22 protein-coding genes are annotated in these 21,445 nt (G+C 62.1%); 6 read left to right on the top strand and 16 right to left on the bottom strand.

Annotated features, from left to right (window positions below):
* Positions 1 to 69: 69 nt before the first annotated feature.
* Positions 70 to 288, bottom strand: coding sequence for a hypothetical protein (locus tag CWR53_RS14310; RefSeq protein ID WP_058605094.1), 219 nt, complete (start codon positions 286 to 288; stop codon positions 70 to 72).
* A gap of 155 nt (positions 289 to 443) precedes the next feature.
* Between CWR53_RS14310 and CWR53_RS14305 the strand changes: the two genes are divergently transcribed.
* A complete protein-coding gene (locus tag CWR53_RS14305) occupies positions 444 to 1,004 on the top strand; it encodes an NADPH-dependent FMN reductase (protein ID WP_058605093.1) in 561 nt (186 codons plus the stop codon).
* Between the two features lie 82 nt (positions 1,005 to 1,086).
* Here the strand turns inward: CWR53_RS14305 and CWR53_RS14300 are convergent, their stop codons facing one another.
* A complete protein-coding gene (locus CWR53_RS14300; protein WP_100851908.1) occupies positions 1,087 to 3,159 on the bottom strand; it encodes a TonB-dependent receptor domain-containing protein in 2,073 nt (690 codons plus the stop codon).
* Positions 3,160 to 3,377: 218 nt separating this feature from the next.
* Between CWR53_RS14300 and CWR53_RS14295 the strand changes: the two genes are divergently transcribed.
* The 3 genes from CWR53_RS14295 to CWR53_RS14285 are packed head-to-tail and all read left to right on the top strand — an operon-like array spanning position 3,378 to position 4,365.
* Positions 3,378 to 3,662 carry a helix-turn-helix domain-containing protein gene (locus CWR53_RS14295; protein ID WP_058605091.1) on the top strand — a complete coding sequence of 95 codons (285 nt, stop codon included), beginning with the start codon at positions 3,378 to 3,380 and terminating at the stop codon, positions 3,660 to 3,662.
* A gap of 9 nt (positions 3,663 to 3,671) precedes the next feature.
* Positions 3,672 to 4,013 carry a head completion/stabilization protein gene (locus CWR53_RS14290; RefSeq protein WP_058605090.1) on the top strand — a complete coding sequence of 114 codons (342 nt, stop codon included), beginning with the start codon at positions 3,672 to 3,674 and terminating at the stop codon, positions 4,011 to 4,013.
* Positions 4,006 to 4,365: a hypothetical protein gene (locus CWR53_RS14285; protein ID WP_058605089.1), complete on the top strand. Its 360-nt coding sequence runs from the start codon at positions 4,006 to 4,008 to the stop codon at positions 4,363 to 4,365. Before CWR53_RS14290 ends, CWR53_RS14285 begins: the two co-directional genes overlap by 8 nt.
* Here CWR53_RS14285 and CWR53_RS14280 read toward each other — a convergent pair.
* Positions 4,362 to 4,751 carry a helix-turn-helix domain-containing protein gene (locus tag CWR53_RS14280; RefSeq protein WP_058605088.1) on the bottom strand — a complete coding sequence of 130 codons (390 nt, stop codon included), beginning with the start codon at positions 4,749 to 4,751 and terminating at the stop codon, positions 4,362 to 4,364. The two genes, CWR53_RS14285 and CWR53_RS14280, sit on opposite strands and share 4 nt — an antisense overlap.
* 199 nt (positions 4,752 to 4,950) lie before the next feature.
* Between CWR53_RS14280 and CWR53_RS14275 the strand changes: the two genes are divergently transcribed.
* Positions 4,951 to 5,211 carry an ogr/Delta-like zinc finger family protein gene (locus CWR53_RS14275; RefSeq protein ID WP_058605087.1) on the top strand — a complete coding sequence of 87 codons (261 nt, stop codon included), beginning with the start codon at positions 4,951 to 4,953 and terminating at the stop codon, positions 5,209 to 5,211.
* Positions 5,212 to 5,309: 98 nt separating this feature from the next.
* Here CWR53_RS14275 and nuoN read toward each other — a convergent pair whose 3' ends face one another.
* From nuoN to CWR53_RS14210, 13 genes are all read right to left on the bottom strand, one after another.
* Positions 5,310 to 6,779 (bottom strand): NADH-quinone oxidoreductase subunit NuoN, encoded by a 1,470-nt coding sequence (nuoN, locus tag CWR53_RS14270; RefSeq protein ID WP_058605086.1) that lies wholly within the window; start codon positions 6,777 to 6,779, stop codon positions 5,310 to 5,312.
* Positions 6,780 to 6,786: 7 nt separating this feature from the next.
* Positions 6,787 to 8,319 (bottom strand): NADH-quinone oxidoreductase subunit M, encoded by a 1,533-nt coding sequence (nuoM, locus tag CWR53_RS14265; RefSeq protein ID WP_023534786.1) that lies wholly within the window; start codon positions 8,317 to 8,319, stop codon positions 6,787 to 6,789.
* Positions 8,320 to 8,368: 49 nt separating this feature from the next.
* Entirely contained in the window at positions 8,369 to 10,222 is a 1,854-nt protein-coding gene (nuoL, locus tag CWR53_RS14260) for an NADH-quinone oxidoreductase subunit L (protein ID WP_078478313.1), read from the bottom strand.
* The gene (nuoK, locus tag CWR53_RS14255) at positions 10,219 to 10,527 is read right to left on the bottom strand and encodes an NADH-quinone oxidoreductase subunit NuoK (protein ID WP_003251446.1); all 309 of its coding nucleotides are present in this window, start codon (positions 10,525 to 10,527) and stop codon (positions 10,219 to 10,221) included. Before nuoK ends, nuoL begins: the two co-directional genes overlap by 4 nt.
* A gap of 3 nt (positions 10,528 to 10,530) precedes the next feature.
* Positions 10,531 to 11,031, bottom strand: coding sequence for an NADH-quinone oxidoreductase subunit J (nuoJ, locus tag CWR53_RS14250; RefSeq protein WP_023534783.1), 501 nt, complete (start codon positions 11,029 to 11,031; stop codon positions 10,531 to 10,533).
* 10 nt (positions 11,032 to 11,041) lie between these two features.
* A complete protein-coding gene (nuoI, locus tag CWR53_RS14245; protein WP_023534793.1) occupies positions 11,042 to 11,590 on the bottom strand; it encodes an NADH-quinone oxidoreductase subunit NuoI in 549 nt (182 codons plus the stop codon).
* An 11-nt stretch (positions 11,591 to 11,601) separates the two neighbouring features.
* The gene (gene nuoH, locus CWR53_RS14240) at positions 11,602 to 12,609 is read right to left on the bottom strand and encodes an NADH-quinone oxidoreductase subunit NuoH (protein WP_027916254.1); all 1,008 of its coding nucleotides are present in this window, start codon (positions 12,607 to 12,609) and stop codon (positions 11,602 to 11,604) included.
* On the bottom strand, positions 12,606 to 15,320 hold the full coding sequence (gene nuoG, locus CWR53_RS14235) for an NADH-quinone oxidoreductase subunit NuoG (protein ID WP_100851907.1): 2,715 nt from the start codon (positions 15,318 to 15,320) through the stop codon (positions 12,606 to 12,608). The genes nuoH and nuoG overlap by 4 nt, the downstream gene beginning before the upstream one ends.
* A 133-nt stretch (positions 15,321 to 15,453) precedes the next feature.
* Positions 15,454 to 16,833: an NADH-quinone oxidoreductase subunit NuoF gene (gene nuoF, locus CWR53_RS14230; RefSeq protein WP_023534745.1), complete on the bottom strand. Its 1,380-nt coding sequence runs from the start codon at positions 16,831 to 16,833 to the stop codon at positions 15,454 to 15,456.
* Complete coding sequence (nuoE, locus tag CWR53_RS14225; RefSeq protein ID WP_027916252.1) at positions 16,830 to 17,327, bottom strand: NADH-quinone oxidoreductase subunit NuoE; 498 nt, start codon at positions 17,325 to 17,327, stop codon at positions 16,830 to 16,832. Before nuoE ends, nuoF begins: the two co-directional genes overlap by 4 nt.
* A gap of 2 nt (positions 17,328 to 17,329) precedes the next feature.
* The gene (gene nuoC / locus CWR53_RS14220) at positions 17,330 to 19,111 is read right to left on the bottom strand and encodes an NADH-quinone oxidoreductase subunit C/D (RefSeq protein WP_023534867.1); all 1,782 of its coding nucleotides are present in this window, start codon (positions 19,109 to 19,111) and stop codon (positions 17,330 to 17,332) included.
* A gap of 79 nt (positions 19,112 to 19,190) precedes the next feature.
* A complete protein-coding gene (locus CWR53_RS14215) occupies positions 19,191 to 19,868 on the bottom strand; it encodes an NADH-quinone oxidoreductase subunit B family protein (RefSeq protein WP_023534774.1) in 678 nt (225 codons plus the stop codon).
* 9 nt (positions 19,869 to 19,877) lie between these two features.
* On the bottom strand, positions 19,878 to 20,291 hold the full coding sequence (locus CWR53_RS14210; RefSeq protein ID WP_008096178.1) for an NADH-quinone oxidoreductase subunit A: 414 nt from the start codon (positions 20,289 to 20,291) through the stop codon (positions 19,878 to 19,880).
* A gap of 901 nt (positions 20,292 to 21,192) precedes the next feature.
* Here CWR53_RS14210 and CWR53_RS14205 point away from each other — a divergent pair.
* Entirely contained in the window at positions 21,193 to 21,435 is a 243-nt protein-coding gene (locus CWR53_RS14205) for a hypothetical protein (RefSeq protein ID WP_058639792.1), read from the top strand.
* Positions 21,436 to 21,445 lie beyond the last annotated feature (10 nt).

The raw sequence follows: 21,445 nt of genomic DNA, 5'->3' as shown, positions 1-21,445 counted from the left end.
CTGCTCAACCAGGGGCTGCCAAGCGCTCCAGACATGATTGAGCAGTAACGAGCTAAGGCCGTCTTCGGGTCATGGGATACGAATGATTTCGACACCGGTGCGGGCAAGCTCGAATCGATTTTCACCCAAGTAGTTGACGCGGTCGCCGATGGCAAGGCGGTAGGTAGTGATAGGTGCGCCGTTCGTGCTGCCGTCCAGTTGCAGGGTAGATTCCTGGAACTCGTGCACGGGATAGATACGGCCTTCGGCGTCGCGGGCATGGAATTGGCCGACCATTACTGCTGCCATTTGGGTGGAACCCTCTGAATTGCGTAGGAAATGTCTGTAGCAATAGACCTTCCAAGAGCAGGGGAAGTTTTCGCGGCCAGGAAAAAAAACCAAAGCCGCGCAAAACGGTCATCTATAACTACATCGTCCCTGAAAACGTGAAGTTGGAGATTGCCATGACCCAGGTCTATTCGGTTGCCGTCGTCGTCGGTAGCCTGCGCAAGGATTCCTACAACCGCAAGGTGGCCCGCGCGCTGTCTGAGCTGGCGCCATCCAGCCTGGCACTGAAGATCGTCGAGATCGGCGACTTACCCATGTACAACGAAGACCTGGAAACCGATACCCCGCCAGCTGCCTGGACACGCTTTCGGGAGGACATCAAGGGCAGCGATGCGGTGCTCTTCGTCACGCCAGAGTACAACCGGACCATGCCAGGCTGCCTGAAAAATGCCATCGACGTGGGTTCAAGGCCTTACGGGCAAAGCGCGTGGGGCGGTAAACCGGCAGCCGTGGCGAGTGTGTCGCCAGGCGCGATCGGCGGCTTTGGTGCCAACCATTCGGTGCGTCAGTCTCTGGTGTTCCTGGACATGCCGTGCATGCAGATGCCGGAGGCCTACATCGGCGGCGCTGCCAGCTTGTTCGACGAGTCAGGCAAGCTCAACGACAAAACCCGGCCGTTTCTGCAGGGCTTCATCGACAAGTTTGCCTCTTGGGTGAAGCTCAATCGGTCCGTATGACGGTGGGCTAGGCGGCGCCACATTGCGCGGGCCAGCCGGCCGGCGCAATGTCTGTCAGCCAGAGAATGCTCGATTGTGGCAGTCAATGGAAGGTATAGGACACTCCGGCATAGACCGCAGCGCCTTCCCCCGGGGTCGAGCGGGCAATGTCGCGCCCTGCGTCATTGAAGCCTGGGGTAACGGTCGCCGCGTAACGTTTGTTGGTCAGGTTGCGTAGGTCCAGCCATGTCTGCCAGTCACGCTGCGGCGAGTCCCAACCGAGACGGGCACCGAGCGTAGCGTAATCGTCGGCGTGGTAGCTGTTGGCGTAGTCCACTTGCACCTTGGACGCCATCTGCGTGTTGAGCCCGGCGTAGAAGCCATTGGGCCAGTCGAAGCGCAACTCGGCCTGGTAGTAATGCATGGGGATGCCCGGCAGGCGGTTGTGGCCGAATTTTTCGTCGTCGCGGTAATGGAAGTCACTGAAGGTATAGGCCTGGCGCAGGCTCAAGCGGCCCATGCCAGACTGTTCCCACAGGGTGCTGTCCAGCCCGGCCTCCACCCCTTGATGCACCGTGGCGCTGGCGTTGAATTCCGAGGTGAAGTTCGGCACCACCTCGACCGCGAGCAGTTCGTGGCGTACCTGGGAGTAGTACCAGGCAAGGTCCCATCGCCCGACCGCGGACGCGCCGCGCGCACCCACCTCCAGCGTGGTGGCGGTCTGGTTCTGCATTCTGATCGGTTGAATCTGCTTGCCGCCAACGCTTGGCGCACTCCAGATCAATGACCAAGGGTGCGGCGGTTCTACCGACCGGCTGAGGTTGCCATATACCTGCAGGTCGGGGCGTATGTCATAGCGCAGGCCTACCCGTGGCGCATAGTCCCAGTCGTGCATGTACACCTTGCCGCCCTGGGCAGGGTAGGTCACGTCGCTCTCGCGGCGGGTATAGATCGCGGCCAGGCCTGTGGTCAGCCACACATTGGGTACCAGCTCCAGGTCGTTACCCACGTGCAACACGGTGTCTGAGCCTTGGTAGGTAAAGTCTCGGGTGCGGTCTGCGAATACATGGCCGTTACGAGCAAACTGCGACGCGCCGCTGTTGGGCAGGTGTTTGGTGGTGCGCCAGCCGATAGTGGACTTGCTTTCACGCCCGAACAACGTATCGCGGCGCCTGTAGTCGAGTGTGCCGCTGACGTCGGTGTAAGCGACTTTCAGGCGCATGGGCCCTTCGCGAAGGTCCATGGGGTAATCGTGGTACACCAGGCCAGCTTCAAGCCTGGCGTCATCATCGAGGTAGAAGGTTGTTTTGTTGCCCACCCAGGTGCTGCCCGGTTGCGGGCGACTGTCATCGCGAGCCAGGTAGCCTGGATTGGCTGCCTGCGGGTGGTGCTTGATCTGGTCTTTGGTCAGGCGGCCGGCCAGTTCGTTTTCGGTTTCCCGGTAACGCAGGTAGAACCGCGTTTCCAGGTTCGGGTTGAAGCGGTAGCCGATGTTGGCGGCCATCCCGCTGGCGCTGCCACTGCTGTGCCGCTGATAGCCGTTGTACTCGACGTCGGTAAGGGCCACGTAGTAATCCAGGTCACCGAGCACCTGGCCCGAACTGATGTGCCGATGCTGATAGCCCCGGCTGCCCACTTCGTAGCGTATCTGCAACGGCGCGGCATCGCGGCCCGTGTGGGTGACATAGTTGATCGCGCCGCCGAGGGCCAGGGCACCTTGATCAAAGCCATTGGCCCCCCGTAGCACTTCGGCGCGGCTCAACCATAACGGTTCGAACAGCTCGTAGGGCGTGCCACCTGGTCCAGTCAGGGGCAGGCCATCGAACAGGGTGTACACACCCGAGCCATGCGCACCCGGTGCCCGGTTGATGCCCGAGCCACGGATCGACAGCTTGATCCCATCGTTGCCTGCCGACTGGGCGAACACCCCTGGCTGGTAGGCCAGAACGTCCTGGTTGCTGGCCACGCGGCCTTGTCCAATGCCGTGCATGTCCACCACGTTGCTTGCGCCCGGTATGGCCCGCAAGCGCTCACTGGCGGCGCTCAGGTCGTCCTGTTCCTCCTCGGTGATCAGCACCTGGCCCAGTTCGACCGGCGCCGCTGCCAGCGCGGGCTGGGCGGCCATGAACACACCCAGCATACCCACGCAGGGGGTAAGGGACAAAACGCAACGCATTGTAGGGCTCCAGATAGATGGCGGACGAATATCAGCATTGAGACGAGCGAAATGGCGCTCGGAGCACGTCGAAAGTCGGCGAATCCATCGGGTTTCTGTGGCCCTTAAGTGTATGAAGTTTCTTTACAAAGCCCGCCGCTAGAGCAGGCGCGCCCTTGCTTCGTAAGGTGACGGCAGGCCGGCAGCATCGCCGATCGTAAATTATCCGGAGTTCGAACATGGCTACCGATGCAAGAGGTTCACAACAATCCCTCTCAGCTAAACCCACAGGCGCGCCCATCGGCGACTCCACATTCGTACCCACGCGCCTGACGCCGCGCGAAGAGCAAGTACTGCTGTGGTGCGCCTACGGCAAGAGCTCGTGGGAAATCGGGCAGATACTGGGATGCAAGGAATCGACGGTGAATTTTCACGTATCCAACATTATGCGCAAATTCGACGTACCCACCCGGGTAGGGGCTGTCATCAAAGCCATTCGCTATGGCCTGTTGGCCGAAGCGTGAGGTGCTTTCATGAATCATCAAGACATCGTTCGTGCTGTCGACTGCCACGACCCATTCTGGCCACGCATTGATCTGAACGGGCTGCGCAAGCGTCTGAAGTTGCAGCGAACCACAGGTGATGCGGCCATCGAGGTAGCCGCTTATTGCGCCGTGATCAAAGCCGCTCGCGAGTTTGCCAACTGGCGCGCCGCGTTGCGAAGCCTGGGCTACAGACGCCTGGATGACGTGTGTGGGCATGACCATGGGCGTGCGCTGCGCATTTGTTACCTGTGCTTTGTGGACGCGGCAATCTTGTACCACCTGGGCGTGCCCTACGTGCGCTCATCACGCCGGGGTGTCCGTCATGGCTGAACGACTTGATGCAGGTGTATTCCAAGCCGTCATAGAGCTGCTAAGCACGGAGGCCAGCGTGTTGTTTGCCGCCTTGCTTGGCGCGTTGCTGGTCAGTGCGGCTCGAGATCGGCTGATCACCGACACGGCCAAGCGGCTTACATTGAGCAAGAAAATACTGCTGGTGTTCGTGACGGTTGGGGTAGGGCATCTGTTCGAACCCTTGATTTCGTCCATCGCGCCTTTGCTGACCCCTGGCATGTCGGCCTTCGTCGCCGCTGTCGTGGTCATTCCCATCAGCTTGAAGGTCATGGTCTGGCTGGATTCGCTGGATCCGCGCGAGCTGATTCAGCGTTGGCGCCGTCGGGGTTAAGGGGCACTACTGCCAGAACCCTTACTGAGCTCGGTCAGTCGTTGTTCCAGCAGCTGTATCCGTTGTTTGTCCTTGATCACGAGCAGGATGGCCTGGCGGTCAGTGGGGGACAGAGTGCGCAATCGCCCCAGCAGATCCGACTCCCACTCAGCGTTTTCTTGAGCAAAAAAAGCAGCTTGGCCCTTGCCCAACAGCAACCAGTCAAGAGAGCACGCATAGTGTACGGCAATCTCTACGCAAAACGAATATGGGACACTGTTGCGGACTTTCCAGCTGCTCAAGGTCTGCGGGCTGATCGACAACGCCCGTGAAAGCTCCGCATCAGTGTGGGTACCGGTCAGCTGCTTGAGACGCTCCATGACGGCAGCGAGCGCATGAGTACTCATAACAAATATCCATCACTGGTTTAATGATATTCCATGGGCTTAAACTACTCGTTACGAATACAGCCCTGTGCTTTTAGGAGGATTCCCGCATGAGGAACTTGAAGATGAGCCACCCAGCCATGCATTCAGCCAAAACTTACGTGGCCCTAGGATCATGCCTACATCGCAGAAGCAGCAACAATGCTAGCAGGTACTTCTCGTGAGTACTTATAAACTGGTTTGCCCGCATTGCCACAGCCGCATGCGCATACGTACCAGCGAAGGCCGTCATATTTTCCTGCGAATTGCCTATTTGCAATGCACCACCGAGGCGTGCGGTTGGTCAGTACGGGCTGAGTTCGAGATGACCCACGAGCTGTCCCCAAGCGGCATGCCCAACCCTGGCGTTTACCTCCCACCCGCCAAGGGCGACGTGCGCAAGGCGGCATTACCGGACACAGCCGCTGTGCTGGCGCGGTGAGTGAGGCGCAGCGATGTGGCCAAGGATGGCGTACCACGTTAATGGCGCGGATACAAAAACACCCCGCACAAGCGGGGTGTTTCGCGTTGCCAGACCGATCAGCCGATCAGTTGCAGGCTTGCTTGCTGCACAAGGTCCAGCAAGGGCTGTGGATACACGCCGAGAATGAACGCAAGCACGGCGACGGCCAGCAGCATGACGCCACCGGTGCGCTGTTCCCATTTCAGCGGGGCATCATGACGGCGCAGGTTCGGCTCTACCAGGTACAGGGTCACCATGACGCGCAAGTAGTAGTACACGCCAATGGCGCTACCGATTACCAGAGCACCTACTAGCCACCACAGTTGCGACTCGACACCGGTGGCAATGATGTAGAACTTGCCGATGAAGCCAGCGGTGAGCGGGATGCCGGCCAGCGAAAGCATCATCACGGTCAGCACGGCAGTCAGGTAAGGGCGACGCCAGAACAGGCCGCGGTACTCGTACAGCGCGTCAGCGTCGCGGCCACCGTAAGGCGAGGACATCAGTGTGATGACCCCGAACGCCCCCAGGCTGGTGAGCACGTAGGTGACCAGATAGACGCCCATGGCCTCCAGCGCCAAGCCCTTGCTGGCGACCAGCGCGATCAGCAGGTAGCCGAAATGGGCGATGGACGAGTAACCCAGCAGGCGCTTGAGGTTGTTCTGGGTCAACGCCAACAGGTTGCCGACCAGGATCGAGGCCACGGCGATCACTGCAAGCACCGTGCTCAGCACACCGCTGCTGGCGGCAGGGGAGAGCATGAAAAGGCGGATGACCACCGCGAAGACCGCTACTTTGCTGGCCGTGGCGAGGAACGCTGCGACCGGCGCCGGGGCACCTTCGTACACATCGGGCGTCCACAGGTGGAACGGTACCAGCGACAGCTTGAACGCCAGCCCGACCAGCATCATGCCCAGACCCAGTTGAGCCAGCAGGCTCGGCATGCTGGTGGCAGCCAGCGCCTTGCCCAGCTGGTCGAAGGTCAGGCTGCCGGCGTCTGCGTACAGCAGCGCCATGCCGAACAGCAGGAAGGCCGAACCTGCAGCCGACAGCACCATGTACTTGATGCCGGCTTCAAGCGAGCGCTTGTTGAAGAAGGCGTAGGCCACAAGGCCGTAGACCGGTACCGACAGCAACTCCAGGCCAATGAACAGGCCCGCCAGGTGGTTGGCGCTGACCAGCACCAGCCCGCCCAGTGCCGACATCAGCAGCAGCAGGTACAGCTCTTCGCGGTTGCCCGGGAAACCCTTGGCGCCTTCGCCCAGGTAGGCATGGGCGAGCGTCACGCACGCCAGGGTCGCGACCAGCATGATCGCCATGTACAGGCAGGCGAACTTGTCGATGGTGATCAGCGACGTGACCGCCAGCGGCGCGACCTTCAGTGCCGGCAGGATCGAGAGCAGGGCCAGGTTCAGCCCCACGGTGGACAGCAGGAATGTCTGCGAGTGATTGCGCTTCCAGGCGATCGCCAGCATCACCACCACCGTGGTGATGGTGGTGATCAGCATCGGCGCCAATGCGATGAAGTGTTGAGTGGTGAATTCCATAGCGCTCTTACCGGGCCGAAGCGAGTTGAGTGAAAGCGGAACCGAGCCACTGCTGCACACCACTCATGGTGGCGGCAGAGGTGTCGAGGAACGGCTGTGGATACACGCCCAGCAGCACCAGCAGTACCGCCAGGCCCAGCACCATGACCAGCTCGCGGGTGTCCATGCCGGCCAGTACGGTGTCCGATTTGCTCGGGCCGAAGTAGGCGCGGTGAATCATGATCAGCGAGTAGACCGAGCCGAACACCAGGCCAGTGGTGGCGATGACGGTGATCCACGGCACGTGTACGAAGCTGCCGATCAGGATCAGGAACTCACCCACGAAGTTGCCGGTACCTGGCAGCCCCAGGGAGGCGGCAGCGAAGAACAGGCTGATGGCAGGCAGGTAGGCGATGCGGTGCCACAGCCCGCCCATCTGGCGCATGTCACGGGTGTGCAGACGCTCGTACAGCTGGCCGGACAGGATGAACAGCGCGGCAGCCGACAGGCCGTGAGCCAGCATCTGGATGACCGCACCTTGCAGTGCTTGCTGGCTACCGGAATAGATGCCGATCAGCACGAAGCCCATGTGCGAGACGCTGGAGAAGGCGATCAGGCGCTTGATGTCGGTCTGGGCAAAGGCCAGGAAGGCGCCGTAGAAGATGCCGATCAGGCCCAGGGTCATGGCGATGGGCGCAAACTCTGCCGATGCATTGGGGAACAGCGGCAGGGCAAAGCGCAGCAGGCCATAGGCCGCGGTCTTGAGCAGAATACCAGCCAGGTCCACGGAACCTGCGGTCGGCGCCTGGGCGTGGGCGTCAGGCAACCAGGAGTGGAACGGCACCACCGGCAGCTTCACGGCAAAGGCAATGAAGAAGCCCAGCATCAGCAGGTACTCGGTACCGGCCGGCAGATCGGCCTTGAGCAGGTCGCTGTAGTTGAACGTGATCACACCAGTGTTGGTGTAGTTGACCAGTACCAGGCCCAGGATCGCCACCAGCATGATCAGGCCGCTGGCCTGGGTGAAGATGAAGAACTTGGTCGCCGCGTAGATGCGCGTCTTCTTGCCGTCCGCCGAGCTATGACCCCAGAGCGCGATGAGGAAGTACATCGGCACCAGCATCATTTCCCAGAAGAAGAAGAACAGGAACAGGTCCAGCGCCAGGAACACACCGACCACACCGCCCAGGATCCACATCAGGTTCAGGTGGAAGAAGCCGACGTGGCGCTGGATCTCTTTCCAGGAGCACAGCACCGACAGCACGCCCAGCAGGCCTGTGAGCAGGATCATCAGCAGCGACAGGCCGTCCAGGGCCAGGTGGATGCTGATGCCGAAGCGCTGGATCCACTGGACTTTGTATTCCAGCGCCCATGCAGGTTCGGCGCCCGGGGCAGGGGCAAGGGTGTAGTCGCCGTTAGCCCACAGCCACAGGCCGATGCCGAGCAACAGGGACATGGTCAGCAGCGCGATCCAGCGCGGCAGGGTAGCGCCGAAGCGCTCGCCCAGCCAGCACAGGAAGCCGCCGATGAAGGGGATCAGGATCAGCCAAGGCAAAATCATGACGGGTTGGTTTCCTTTTGCAGGGTCGCAAGGTTCGCAAGGTTCATGGTCATACCGCGGCCACTACCACAGCGCCGAGTACCAGCACTGCGCCAATGGCGATGGAGGCGGTGTACCAGCGCAGCTGGCCCGTCTCGGTCTTGGTCATGGCCACGTGGCCACCGCGAGCCAGGCGAGGGATCAGGCCGATACCGCGGTCAACCGGGTCTTTGCGCAGCAGGTGGCTGATCAGCAGGTAGGGCTTGACGAACAGCTTGTCGTAGATCCAGTCAAAGCCCCAGGCCGCGAACCACCAGGCCGACAGCACGCGGCCGATGCCACTGTTGGCCACCGCGCTGACGAAGCTGCGCTTGCCCAGGAACAGCAAGGCGGCGAGCAGGATACCGGCAATGGCGATGGCGCCCGAGGTGATCTCCAGGGCATGCTTGGCTTCACCGCCGGCATGGCCTGCGCTCTGTGGCAGCACATCAGCCAGCGGCGGGGTGATCCATGCGCCGACGAAGGTCGACAGCACGATCAGCACGCCCAGTGGCAGCCAATGGCTGATGCCATGGCCGGCATGAGCTTCGGTCTTCGCTTCGCCGTGGAAGGCGATGAAGATCAGGCGGAAGGTGTACAGCGAGGTCATGAAGGCGCCGACCAGACCGGCGTAGAGCAGGCCGGAGTTGCCGCTGGCGAAGGCTTCCCACAGGATCTCGTCCTTGGAGTAGAAGCCCACGGTCACGATCGGCAAGGCCGCCAGGGCAGCGCCACCGACCACGAAGCTGGCGTAGGCCAGGGGCAGCTTTTTCCACAGGCCGCCCATCTTGAAGATGTTCTGCTCGTGGTGGCAGGCCACGATGACGGCACCCGAGGCCAGGAACAGCAGCGCCTTGAAGAAGGCGTGGGTCATCAGGTGGAAGATCGCCGCATCCCAGGCGCCGACACCCAGGGCCAGGAACATGTAGCCGATCTGGCTCATGGTCGAGTAGGCCAGGATACGCTTGATGTCGGTTTGCACCAGCGCAGCGAAGCCCGCCAGCACCAGGGTCACGCCACCCACCACGCCCACCAGGTGCAGGATGTCCGGCGCCAGCAGGAACAGGCCATTGGTACGGGCGATCAGGTAGACACCGGCCGTCACCATCGTCGCCGCGTGGATCAGCGCCGACACTGGGGTCGGGCCGGCCATGGCGTCTGCCAACCAGGTCTGCAGCGGTAGCTGCGCGGATTTGCCCACGGCACCGCCCAGCAGCATCAGCGTTGCCAGCACCATCCAGGTATCACCGGCCTGGAATTTCTGCGGTGCCAGCACCAGCAGTTCCTGGACGTTCAGCGTGCCCAGCTGGGCGAACAGGATGAACAGGCCGATGGCCATGAACACGTCGCCAATCCGGGTGACGATAAAGGCCTTGAGCGCTGCGTTACCGTTGTTGCGGTTGCTGTAGTAGAAACCGATCAACAGGTAGGAACACAGGCCCACGCCTTCCCAACCGAAGTAGATGAACAGCAGGTTGTCGCCCAGGATCAGGAACAGCATGCTGGCGATGAACAGGTTGGTGTATGAGAAGAACCGCGAGTAGCCGGTCTCGCCACGCATGTACCAGGACGCGAACAAGTGGATCAGGAAACCCACGCCTGTCACTACGCCCAGCATGGTGACCGACAGGCCATCCAGGTACAGGGTGAAGTTCGGCGCAAAGCCATCCACCGACATCCACTGCCACAGCAGCTGGCTGTACGCACCGCCTTCAGGCGGGGCGACGTTGAACTGCCAGATCACGTAGGCGGCCGTGGCCGCCGACAGGCCCACCGAACCGACGCCGATCAGAGCGGACAGGTTCTCCGAGAACCTCCCGCGCGAGAACGACAGCAGCACAAAGCCGATGAGGGGAAAGACGAAAGTCAGGAAGAGAAGGTTCATCCGCGCATCTCACTGGCAGCATCGATGTCGAGAGTGTGGAAGCGGCGATACAGCTGCAGCAGGATGGCCAGGCCAATGCTGGCCTCGGCTGCTGCCAGGCTGATCACCAGAATGAACATCACCTGGCCATCGGGTTGGACCCAACGGGCACCGGCGACGACGAACGCCAGGGCAGAGGCGTTCATCATGACTTCCAGGCTCATGAGCACGAAGAGGATGTTGCGGCGGACCATCAGGCCAACCAGACCTAAGCAGAACAGGATGCCGGCGACGGCCAGACCATGTTCGAGAGGGATAGCACCCATGATTTACTCCTTCGCCTCATTGCGGCCCAGGTGGAAGGCGGTGACAGCTGCCGCGAGCAGCAGCATCGACGCCAGTTCGACCACCAGCAGGTAAGGGCCGAACAGGCTCACACCCACTGCTTTCGGGCCCACGGTGGTACCGCTGATGGCAGCGCCGCTGGGTGCGACGAACAGCACGTACAGCAGCTCCACCAGCAACAGGGCGCCGAGGATCACCGGCCCTGCCCAGATACCGGGCTTGAGCCAGCCGCGCTCCTGGGCGACCGACGCCGGCCCCAGGTTGAGCATCATCACCACGAAGACGAACAGCACCATGATGGCGCCAGCATAGGCGATCACTTCCAGGGCGCCCGCGAACGGCGCGCCAAGGGAAAAGAAGATCATCGCCACGGAAATCAGCGAGATGATCAGGTAGAGCAGGGCGTGCACGGGGTTTGTGCCGGTCACCACCCGAAGGGTGGAGACCACGGCGATCCCGGATGCGAAGTAGAAAGCGAATTCCATCTTTCTGTCCTTATGGGAGCAAGCTCTTCACGTTGATCGGCTCGGCTTCGTTCTGCGCAGCGCCTTTCGGCTTGCCAGCGATCGCCATGCCCGCAACACGGTAGAAGTTGTAGTCAGGGTTCTTGCCGGGGCCGGAGATCAGCAGATCTTCTTTCTCGTACACCAGGTCCTGACGCTTGAACTCGGCCATTTCGAAATCCGGAGTCAGCTGGATTGCGGTGGTCGGGCACGCTTCTTCGCACAGGCCGCAGAAGATGCAGCGCGAGAAGTTGATGCGGAAGAACTCCGGGTACCAACGGCCGTCGTCGGTTTCTGCCTTCTGCAGCGAGATGCAGCCCACCGGGCAGGCTACCGCGCACAGGTTGCAGGCCACGCAGCGCTCTTCGCCGTCGGGGTCGCGCGTCAGGACGATGCGGCCACGGTAGCGTGGCGGCAGGTACACGGGTTCTTCGGGGTACTGCAGGGTGTCGCGCTTGCGGAACCCGTGGGAGAACACCATGGCCAGGCTGCGCAGCTGGGTGCCGGTGCCCTTAACGATGTCGCCGATATACTTGAACATGGGTCAAATCCTCACTGGGCCGCGACGGCTGGCGTGTTGTAAAGCACGATCGCAGCGGTCACCAGCAAATTGATCAGGGTCAGCGGCAGGCAGAACTTCCAGCTGAAGTCCATCACCTGGTCATAGCGTGGGCGCGGAATGGAGGCGCGCAGCAGGATGAACAGCATGATGAAGAACGCGGTCTTCAGGGCGAACCACAGGAACGACAGTTGCGGCAGGATGCCGAACGGGCCGTGCCAGCCGCCGAAGAACAGGGTGACCAGCAGCGCCGAGATGAGGATGATGCCGATGTACTCACCGACGAAGAACATGCCCCACTTCATGCCGGCATACTCGATGTGGTAGCCGTCGGCCAGTTCCTGTTCCGCTTCCGGCTGGTCGAAGGGGTGACGGTGAGTCACGGCCACGCCAGCGATGAAGAAGGTGCAGAAGCCGAAGAACTGCGGAATGATGAACCACAGGTTCTGCGCCTGGTACTCGACGATGTCGCGCATGTTGAACGAGCCGACCTGCACCACCACGCCCATCAACGCCAGGCCCAGGAACACTTCGTACGACACGGTCTGGGCCGAGGCCCGCAAGCTGCCGAGCAAGGCGTACTTGTTGTTCGAGGACCAGCCGGCAAACAGCACGGCATACACCGACAGACCGGCCATGGCGAAGAAGAACAGCAGGCCGATGTTCAAGTCGGCCACGCCCCAGGTCGGGGTGATCGGGATGACCACGAAGGCAATCAGCAGGGCGCTCATGGCCACGACCGGTGCCAGGGTGAAGATCACGCGGTCGACGAAGGGCGGGTTCCAGTCTTCCTTGAAGAACATCTTGAGCATGTCGGCAGCGATCTGGAACATGCCGAACGGGCCGACGCGGTTCGGACCGTAACGGTCCTGCCACCAGCCCAGCAGGCGCCGCTCGATGAAGCTGAGCAGCGCGCCGCAGACCACCACCGCCAACAGGACCACGATGGCCCGTAGCACGGTGAGGATCACGTCGATCACTTCGGGGGTGAACCAGCTCATTGTGCTGCCTCCTGCAGGCCTTCGACGGATGCCCCGAACACGGCTGGCGGGATGCCGGCCAGGCCCTTGGGCAGCGCGACCAGGCCAGCGCCCAGCGCTTCATTGATACGCAGCGGCAAGCGTAGCGCCACACCCGCGACGTTCAGGTCCAGCAGGGCGCCTTCGTTGACGCCCAGGCGATCGGCTTCGGACTTGGCCAGGGCCACGTAGGCAGCCGGAATGCGCTCTTGCACTGGCGCGGCACGCGAGGAGCTTTCTTCGCTGCCGAACAGGTGGAAGAACGGTACTGCCGTCCAGGTGCCGCGGGCCGGGTTGAAGGCGCCAGGCACCGTGGTGAACCAGGCCAGGCCATCACCTTGGGATTCGATCAGGCGCACGCCGGGGTCGCCGGCACGCAAGTGACCGCCCACCTCGTCCTGAAACTTGTTCCAGGCCTGGGGCGAGTTCCAACCTGGCGACCAGGCGAACGGGACCTGCTGACGCGGCTCGGCCGAGCCCGAATACCCTTCCATCGAGAAGGCAAAGGCGGTATCGCGGTCTTGCGGGGTACGCGGCTCGTGCACGCTGATGTTGGCGCGCATGGCGGTGCGACCGGAGTAGCGCAGCGGCTCGCGGGCAAGCTTCAGGCCCTTGATGCGGAAGGCGGCGCTTGGCGCGGCGTCGACGATGCCAGCCAGTTGCGGTGCCGCCTGGGCGCAGGCGTGGGTCACGTGGTCCAGTTGGGTCCAGTCCACGGGCTTAGCCAGCAAGGTTGCACGCAGGGCGTGCATCCAGCGCCAGCCTTCGTGGACCTGGATGCTGCTGTCCAGGTACTGCGGGTCGAACACCTGGAAGAAGCGCTGGGCACGGCCTTCCTGGCTGACCAGGGTGCCATCGCCCTCGGCGAAGGAGGCGGCCGGCAGTACCAGGTGGGCGCGCTCGACCGTCTGGGTTCTGGAGTGGTCGGCAACGATGACCACCTTGGCCGCTGCCAGGGCAGCGTCCACTTTGGCCGCAGGCACACGGGCGTAGAGGTCGTTTTCCAGCACCACGATGGCGTCGGCCTTGCCGTCGATGACCGCATCCAGCGCAGCGTCGACCGATTCGCCACCGAGCATGGCCAGGCCAAGGCTGTTGGCTTCAGGTACCACCAGGCTCAGCGAGCCTTGTTTGTCGCGCAGCTTCAGGGCTTTGGCGATGTTGGCGGCGGCCTCGATCAACGAGGCATCGGCCAGCGAGGTGCCGGCAATGACCAGCGGGCGCTTGGCGGCGATCAGGGCATCGGCGATGCGCTGGGCCAGGGCCTTGGCCTCGTCGTCTAGGCCGGCGACGGCGGGTGCACTTGGGTCGATGGCATGGGCCACGGCAAAACCGAGGCGGGCCAGGTCCGCCGGGGCTGCATGCACGCACTCCTCGGCCACGTCGTCGAGCTTGGTCTCGGCCAGGCTGGCGATGAACAGAGGGTACAGCGCATGCTGACCGATGTTCTTGACGGCGGCGTCGAGCCACGGCTGAACCTTCATCGCCTCGGCCATGGCCTCGGCCTTGCCCTTGGTGGCCTGGCGCACGGCCAGGGCGACACGGGCAGCGGTCTGGGTCAGGTCTTCACCGAGCACGAATACCGCGTCGTGGTCTTCGATGTCGCGCAGGGTCGGAACGGGCAGGGGGCTGTTGTTCAACACCTCCAGCGCCAGGCGCACGCGCGCCAGTTCACCGGCTTCCATCCCACAGTGGAAGTACTCGGCACCAACCAGCTCGCGTAGGCCATAGTTGCTTTCCAGGCTGGCGCGTGGCGAACCGATACCGACGATGGTGCGGCCGCGCAGCAGGTCGGCGGCTTTGTCCAGGGCGGCGTCCAGGCCCAGCTTGGTGCCGTCGGCCAGTTGCGCCTGGCGTGGACGATCCGTGCGGTTGACGTAGCCATAGCCGAAGCGGCCCCTGTCGCACAGGAAGTACTGGTTCACCGAGCCGTTGAAACGGTTCTCGATGCGGCGCAGTTCACCGTAACGCTCGCCTGGGCTGATGTTGCAGCCACTGGAGCAACCGTGGCAGATGCTCGGGGCAAACTGCATGTCCCACTTGCGGTTGTAGCGTTCGGAGTGGGTCTTGTCGGTGAACACGCCGGTTGGGCAGACTTCGGTCAGGTTGCCCGAGAACTCGCTTTCCAGCACGCCGTCTTCGACGCGGCCGAAATAGACGTTGTCATGGGCGCCATAGACACCCAGGTCGGTGCCACCGGCATAGTCCTTGTAGTAACGCACGCAGCGGTAGCAGGCGATGCAGCGGTTCATCTCATGGGCGATGAACGGGCCAAGGTCCTGGTTCTGGTGGGTGCGCTTGGTGAAGCGATAGCGGCGCTCGTTGTGGCCGGTCATCACCGTCATGTCTTGCAGGTGGCAGTGACCGCCTTCCTCGCACACGGGGCAGTCGTGCGGGTGGTTGGTCATCAGCCATTCGACGACGCTGGCGCGAAACGCCTTGGACTCGTCATCGTCGATGGAGATCCAGGTGCCGTCGGATGCAGGCGTCATGCAGGACATGACGATACGCCCGCGGGTGTCGTTCTCGTCGGTGTACTGCTTGACCGCGCACTGGCGGCAGGCACCGACGCTGCCAAGCGCCGGGTGCCAGCAGAAATAAGGGATGTCGAGGCCAAGTGACAGACAGGCTTGTAACAGGTTGTCTGCACCGTTGACTTCGAGCGCTTTGCCGTCTACGTGGATAGTGGCCATTGTTCAAAGTTCTTCGTTGGCCCGCGTGAGCAGGCGTGGCTAATGGAAATCGGTAAGCCTGCGACACGCCGCGATCGGGTCGGGCCTGTCGGCAAGCTGGCGGGTGGCACGGACCACCCGCTGGAACATCTTGTTATGCGCCGACTACGGTCGGCCCGGCCTGAAGCGGTCTTGCCAGGTCAGGGCGCAACGCCTCGCCAGCGACGACCGGCGCGACACCGGCCTCGAACTCCGAGCGGAAGTACTTGATGGCACTGCCAAGCGGCTCCACCGCACCCGGTGCGTGGGCGCAGAAGGTACGGCCTGGGCCAAGGAAGTTGACCAGCCCCAGCAGGGTCTCGATGTCTTCGGCACGGCCCTGGCGGTTTTCCAGGGCGCGCAGCATCTTCACGCTCCACGGCAGGCCGTCACGGCACGGTGTGCACCAGCCGCACGACTCACGGGCGAAGAACTCCTCCATGTTGCGCAGCAGCGAGACCATGCTGACGCTGTCGTCCACCGCCATGGCAAGGCCTGTGCCCATGCGGGTGCCGACCTTGGCGATACCGCCTGCGTACATCTGCGCGTCCAGGTGCTCGGGCAGCAGGAAACCGGTGCCGGCGCCGCCTGGCTGCCAGCACTTGAGGCGGAAGCCGTCGCGCATGCCGCCAGCGTAGTCCTCGAACAGTTCGCGTGCGGTGACGCCAAACGGCAATTCCCACAGGCCCGGGTTCTTGACCTTGCCGGAGAAGCCCATCAGCTTGGTGCCATGGTCTTCACTGCCCTCGCGGGCCAGCGACTTGTACCAGTCGTTGCCGTTGGCGACGATGGCCGGCACGTTGCACAGGGTCTCGACGTTGTTCACGCAGGTCGGCTTGCCCCATACGCCCACGGCGGCAGGGAAGGGCGGCTTGGAACGCGGGTTGGCGCGGCGACCTTCGAGCGAGTTGATCAGCGCGGTTTCTTCGCCGCAGATGTAGCGGCCTGCACCGGTGTGCACGAACAGCTCGAAATCGAAACCGCTGCCCAAGACGTTCTTGCCCAGCAGGCCAGCGGCCTTGGCTTCATCGATGGCGCGGTTGAGGTTTTTCGCCGCGGTGGTGTATTCGCCGCGCAGGAAGATGTAACCGCGGTAGGCCTTCAGCGCGCGGGCGCTGATCAGCATGCCTTCGATCAGCAGATGGGGCTGTTGCTCCATCAGCATGCGGTCCTTCCAGGTGTTGGGCTCCATTTCATCGGCGTTACACAACAGGTAACGGATGTTCATGGATTCATCCTTGGGCATCAGGCCCCACTTCACCCCGGTGGGGAAGCCAGCGCCACCACGGCCCTTGAGGCCGGAGTCCTTGACGCTTTGCACGATCTCGTCAGCCGACATCTGCGCCAGCGCCTTGCGGGCAGCGGCGTAGCCGTTCTTCGATTCGTACTCGGCCAGCCAGACCGGCTCGCCGTCTTCACGCAGGCGCCAGGTCAGCGGATGGGTTTCAGCCGAGCGCGCGATGCGGTTGGCCGGGCCGAAGGAAGTGATGGTCATGCGTAACCCTCCAGCAGCTTGGAGACGCCAGCAGGCTGCACGTCGCCAAAGGTGTCGTCGTCGATCATCAGCGCCGGGGCCTTGTCGCAGTTCCCAAGGCAGCAGACCGGCAGCAGGGTGAAGCGGCCGTCGGCAGTGGTTTGGCCCAAGCCGATGCCCAGCTCGCTCTGGATCTGGCTGACCACCGACTCGTGACCGCCGATGTAGCACACCATGCTGTCGCACACGCGGATGATGTGGCGGCCGACCGGCTGGCGGAAGATCTGGCTGTAGAAGGTGGCGACGCCTTCGACGTCGCTGGCCGGGATACCCAGCACCTCGCCGATGGCATGAATGGCGCCGTCCGGCACCCAGCCACGGGCTTTCTGCACGATCTTGAGGGCTTCGATGGACGCCGCACGCGGGTCCTCGTAGTGATGCATTTCATGCTCGATGGCCGAGCGCTCGGTTTCGCTCAGGGCGAAACGGTCTGTCTGGATAAGCGTGCTGTTCATGCTTAGCGGTCCACGTCAGCCATAACGAAGTCGATACTGCCCAGGTACGCAATGAGGTCGGCAACCATGCTGCCTTTGATCACCGAAGGGATCTGCTGCAGGTGCGGGTAGCTCGGGGTGCGGATCCGGGTGCGGTAGCTCATGGTGCCGCCGTCGCTCGTCAGGTAGTAACTGTTGATGCCCTTGGTCGCTTCGATCATCTGGAACGACTCGTTGGCCGGCATGACCGGACCCCACGACACTTGCAGGAAGTGGGTGATCAAGGTCTCGATGTGCTGCAGGGTGCGCTCTTTGGGCGGCGGCGTGGTCAGCGGATGGTCCGCCTTGTACGGGCCTTCCGGCATGTTGCGCAGGCACTGGTCGATGATGCGGATACTCTGGCGCATCTCCTCGACGCGGACCATGCAGCGATCGTAGGCATCGCCGTTGTGGGCCAGCGGCACTTCGAACTCGAAGTTCTCGTAGCCGGAGTAGGGGCGTGCCTTGCGCAGGTCGAAGTCGCAACCGGTGGAGCGCAGGCCGGCACCCGTAGTGCCCCAGGCCAGCGCCTCTTGCGTGTTGTAGGCGGCCACGCCAATGGTACGGCCCTTGAGAATGCTGTTCTGCAGGGCGGCCTTGGTGTATTCGTCCAGGCGCTTGGGCAGCCACTCGACGAAATCCTTGACCAGCTTGTCCCAGCCACGCGGCAGGTCGTGCGCGACGCCACCGATACGGTACCAGGCCGGATGCAGCCGGAAACCGGTGATCGCTTCGATCACCGTGTACGCGCGCTGGCGGTCGGTGAAGGTGAAGAACACCGGGGTCATGGCGCCTACGTCCTGGATGTAGGTGCCCAGGAACAGCAGGTGGCTGGTGATACGGAAGAATTCGGCGAGCATGATGCGAATCACGTCGACCTTCTGCGGCACCTGGATGCCGGCCAGCTTTTCCACCGCCAGGACGTACGGCAGGTTGTTCATCACACCGCCGAGGTAGTCGATACGGTCGGTGTAGGGAATGAAGCTGTGCCAGGACTGACGCTCGGCCATCTTCTCGGCACCGCGGTGGTGGTAGCCGATGTCCGGTACGCAGTCGACGATTTCTTCACCATCGAGCTGCAGGACGATACGGAAGGCACCGTGGGCAGACGGGTGGTTGGGGCCAAGGTTGAGGAACATGTAGTCCTCGTTGGCGCCCTGACGCTTCATGCCCCAGGCCTCTGGGTTGAAGCGCGCCGACTCTTCCTCAAGCTGCTGCTTGGCCAGGGTCAGGCTGTAGGGGTCGAACTCGGTGGCGCGGGCCGGGTAGTCCTTGCGCAGTGGGTGACCTTCCCAGGTCGGCGGCATCATGATGCGGCTCAGGTGCGGGTGACCGGCGAAATCGATGCCGAACATGTCCCACACTTCACGCTCGTACCAGTTGGCGTTGGGCCAGATGCTGGTCACCGAGGGCAGGTTCAGGTCGCCTTCGCTGAGCGAAACCTTGATCATCACATCGCTGTTACGCTCGATCGACAGCAGGTGGTAGAACACGCTGAAGTCGGCGGCAGGCAGGCCACGGCGCTGGGTGCGCAGGCGCTCGTCGACCCCGTGCAGGTCGTACAGCATGCTGTAGGGCTTGGCCACGCCGCGCAGGAAGCTCAGCACTTCCTTGAGCTGGGCGCGCTTGACCCACAGCACGGGCATGCCGGTGCGGGTTTCCTGGGCGACGAATGCTTCGGCGCCAAAACGGTTGTGCAATTCGACGACCACATCTTGGTCGTTTGCCTTGTAGGGCGGAATGTAAATAGCGTTGTCCGCTGTCATGGTCTCGGTCGCTTTGGGTCAACGTTAAGAATGAAGCCAGGCCGCCGGCACCCTCGGGCACCGGCGGCAGGTCGCTGGATCAGACTTCGTCGGGGCTGCGCAGGTTGGTGACGGCAATGCGCTGTTCACGACGCAGCTCTTTCTGGGCAGGCATCTCGGCACGGTAAATGCCTTGATCACCCACGACCCAGGAAAGCGGACGTCGCTCTTGGCCGATCGACTCCTGCAGCAGCATCAAGCCTTGCAAGAAAGCCTCAGGGCGTGGCGGACAGCCGGGCACGTAGACGTCCACGGGGAGGAACTTGTCGACCCCCTGAACGACCGAGTAGATGTCGTACATGCCGCCGGAGTTGGCGCACGAACCCATGGAAATGACCCATTTGGGCTCGAGCATCTGCTCGTAGAGGCGCTGGATGATCGGCGCCATCTTGATGAAGCAGGTACCGGCAATGACCATGAAGTCGGCCTGGCGCGGCGAGGCCCGGATGACTTCGGCGCCGAAGCGGGCGATGTCGTGGGGCGCCGTGAAGGCCGTGGTCATTTCCACGTAGCAGCAGGACAGGCCGAAGTTGTACGGCCACAGGGAGTTCTTGCGGCCCCAGTTGACGGCGCCACGCAGCACATCTTCGAGCTTGCCCATGAAGATGTTCTTGTGGACCTGGTCTTCGAGCAGTTGATCGGTGACGGTTTCCCGTTCACCAACCGGATACTGCTCGTTGGGTGCGTCCGGATCGATTCTGGTGAGATTGTATTGCATGCCAAAGCCTCATTGTTTCAGCTTCGCTTGCCGCTTGCGGCGACCTTCGGGTGCCCAGTCAAGGGCCCCGACGCGCCATAGGTAGACAAGACCTGCCAACAGAATTGCTATGAAAACGAGTGCTTCGACGAACCCGGTCCAGCCGCTTTCGCGGACGGACACAGACCATGCAAAGAGAAAGAGGGCTTCGATATCGAAGATCACGAAGAGCATCGCGACCAGATAGAATTTTGCCGACAGGCGCAGGCGCGCGCTGCCGGTGGGCAGCATGCCGGATTCGAAGGGTTCGTTCTTGGCGCGGCCCCAGGCCTTGCTGCCGAGCAGGCTGGACAGGCCGAGCATGAAGGCGCACAGGCCGACGACACCCAGAAGGAAGATGGCAAAGCCCCAGTTGTGGGCGATGAGTCCTGCCGAATCGGACATGCTTTAAATCCTTATACAGAGACCCAGCTCTGCAGTCTGAAATAAGTGTAGAGCGGCGACGTGGTGTCGCACTTGCAGTGACCAAATGTCGCAGCTGAATCAATCCTGCTGATTTTATGGGTAAACCCGGGCCAAGTAAAATTTCCGTAGCAAATTTATTCGTAGGATCAACAACACTATCGGCTTGTAACTGGCTGAAAGCCTTGAAATTCGGGCATTGCGCGCGCTTTTGTTAATTATGTTTCTTGCGAGTGGTAACGAATTACGAATGGAGTAATGATAATTAATATCATTTGGACTGATGCCTCTTATTTGGTCCGTTCTGCACCTTGTAAAGTTCATCTGCAGATTTCCTCTGCTTGCAAATGCGAAAAGCTCGTGTTCTAGCACTTATCGACCCGCTGGGTACCGCCCTGGGTCAATACTGAAGCGCGTATACGGTGGTGGGGTCGCGCGTGGCGCTGTGCCTGCAAGCATAGACCAGGGTGCTCTGATTGCTCCTCGCCGTGGTTGCACGCAGTGGATGGGCAGCGCTCGCGCTAGGCGACATCGCACACGCAGAGCGGGCTCAGCGCCAGGTGCAGTGAGGCGCGGGGTCACTGGAATGTCGGATTTAACCCCTTCCCTGTAGGGCATTTCCCAAACATACTCTTGCCGCCTGTTTTCCGTTGCGGCTGCTCGGGTAGCGCTCTAGTCTCGGCCTGTCGTTGCTCATCAACGACACAGCTTTGACAGGCTGTGACGGTAAATAGTGCGCGGCTTTCCTATATGGTGGCTGTGCGTGCGGGCACGCTTGCGTGCGCCGGAACTTAGCTATTTCCGCCGGTCTGTCAACCCACGTACAGCTGCCGCCCTTCTGTTTGACAGCAGGTGGGTGGCCAGCCATAGAAGGTAAATAGCTATGTTGAAGATAGTCCCCGATCCACCTCGCATCTCTCATTCCCTCGAAGACACCCTGATCCAGGCCACTGACCACGCACTCTGCGCAGCGACCGTGGTGCATCAGGCCTTGCTCCAACAGCCCAAGTCCCCTGCATCGATCCTCATGATGACCTCGATGCATGAACTCGAAGCGCTTCGGGCTTTGCTTGAGTCGGCCTTGATTCAGGTGCAGATGCCAGCCGGTGCCAAGCCTTTGCACTGAGGCTGATCGA

The sequence above is a fragment of the Pseudomonas sp. SGAir0191 genome (assembly GCF_002812565.2).
Classification (GTDB): domain Bacteria; phylum Pseudomonadota; class Gammaproteobacteria; order Pseudomonadales; family Pseudomonadaceae; genus Aquipseudomonas; species Aquipseudomonas parafulva_B.
Note: the sequence above shows the minus strand (reverse complement) of the source record. Positions and strands in the feature narration are given on the sequence as shown.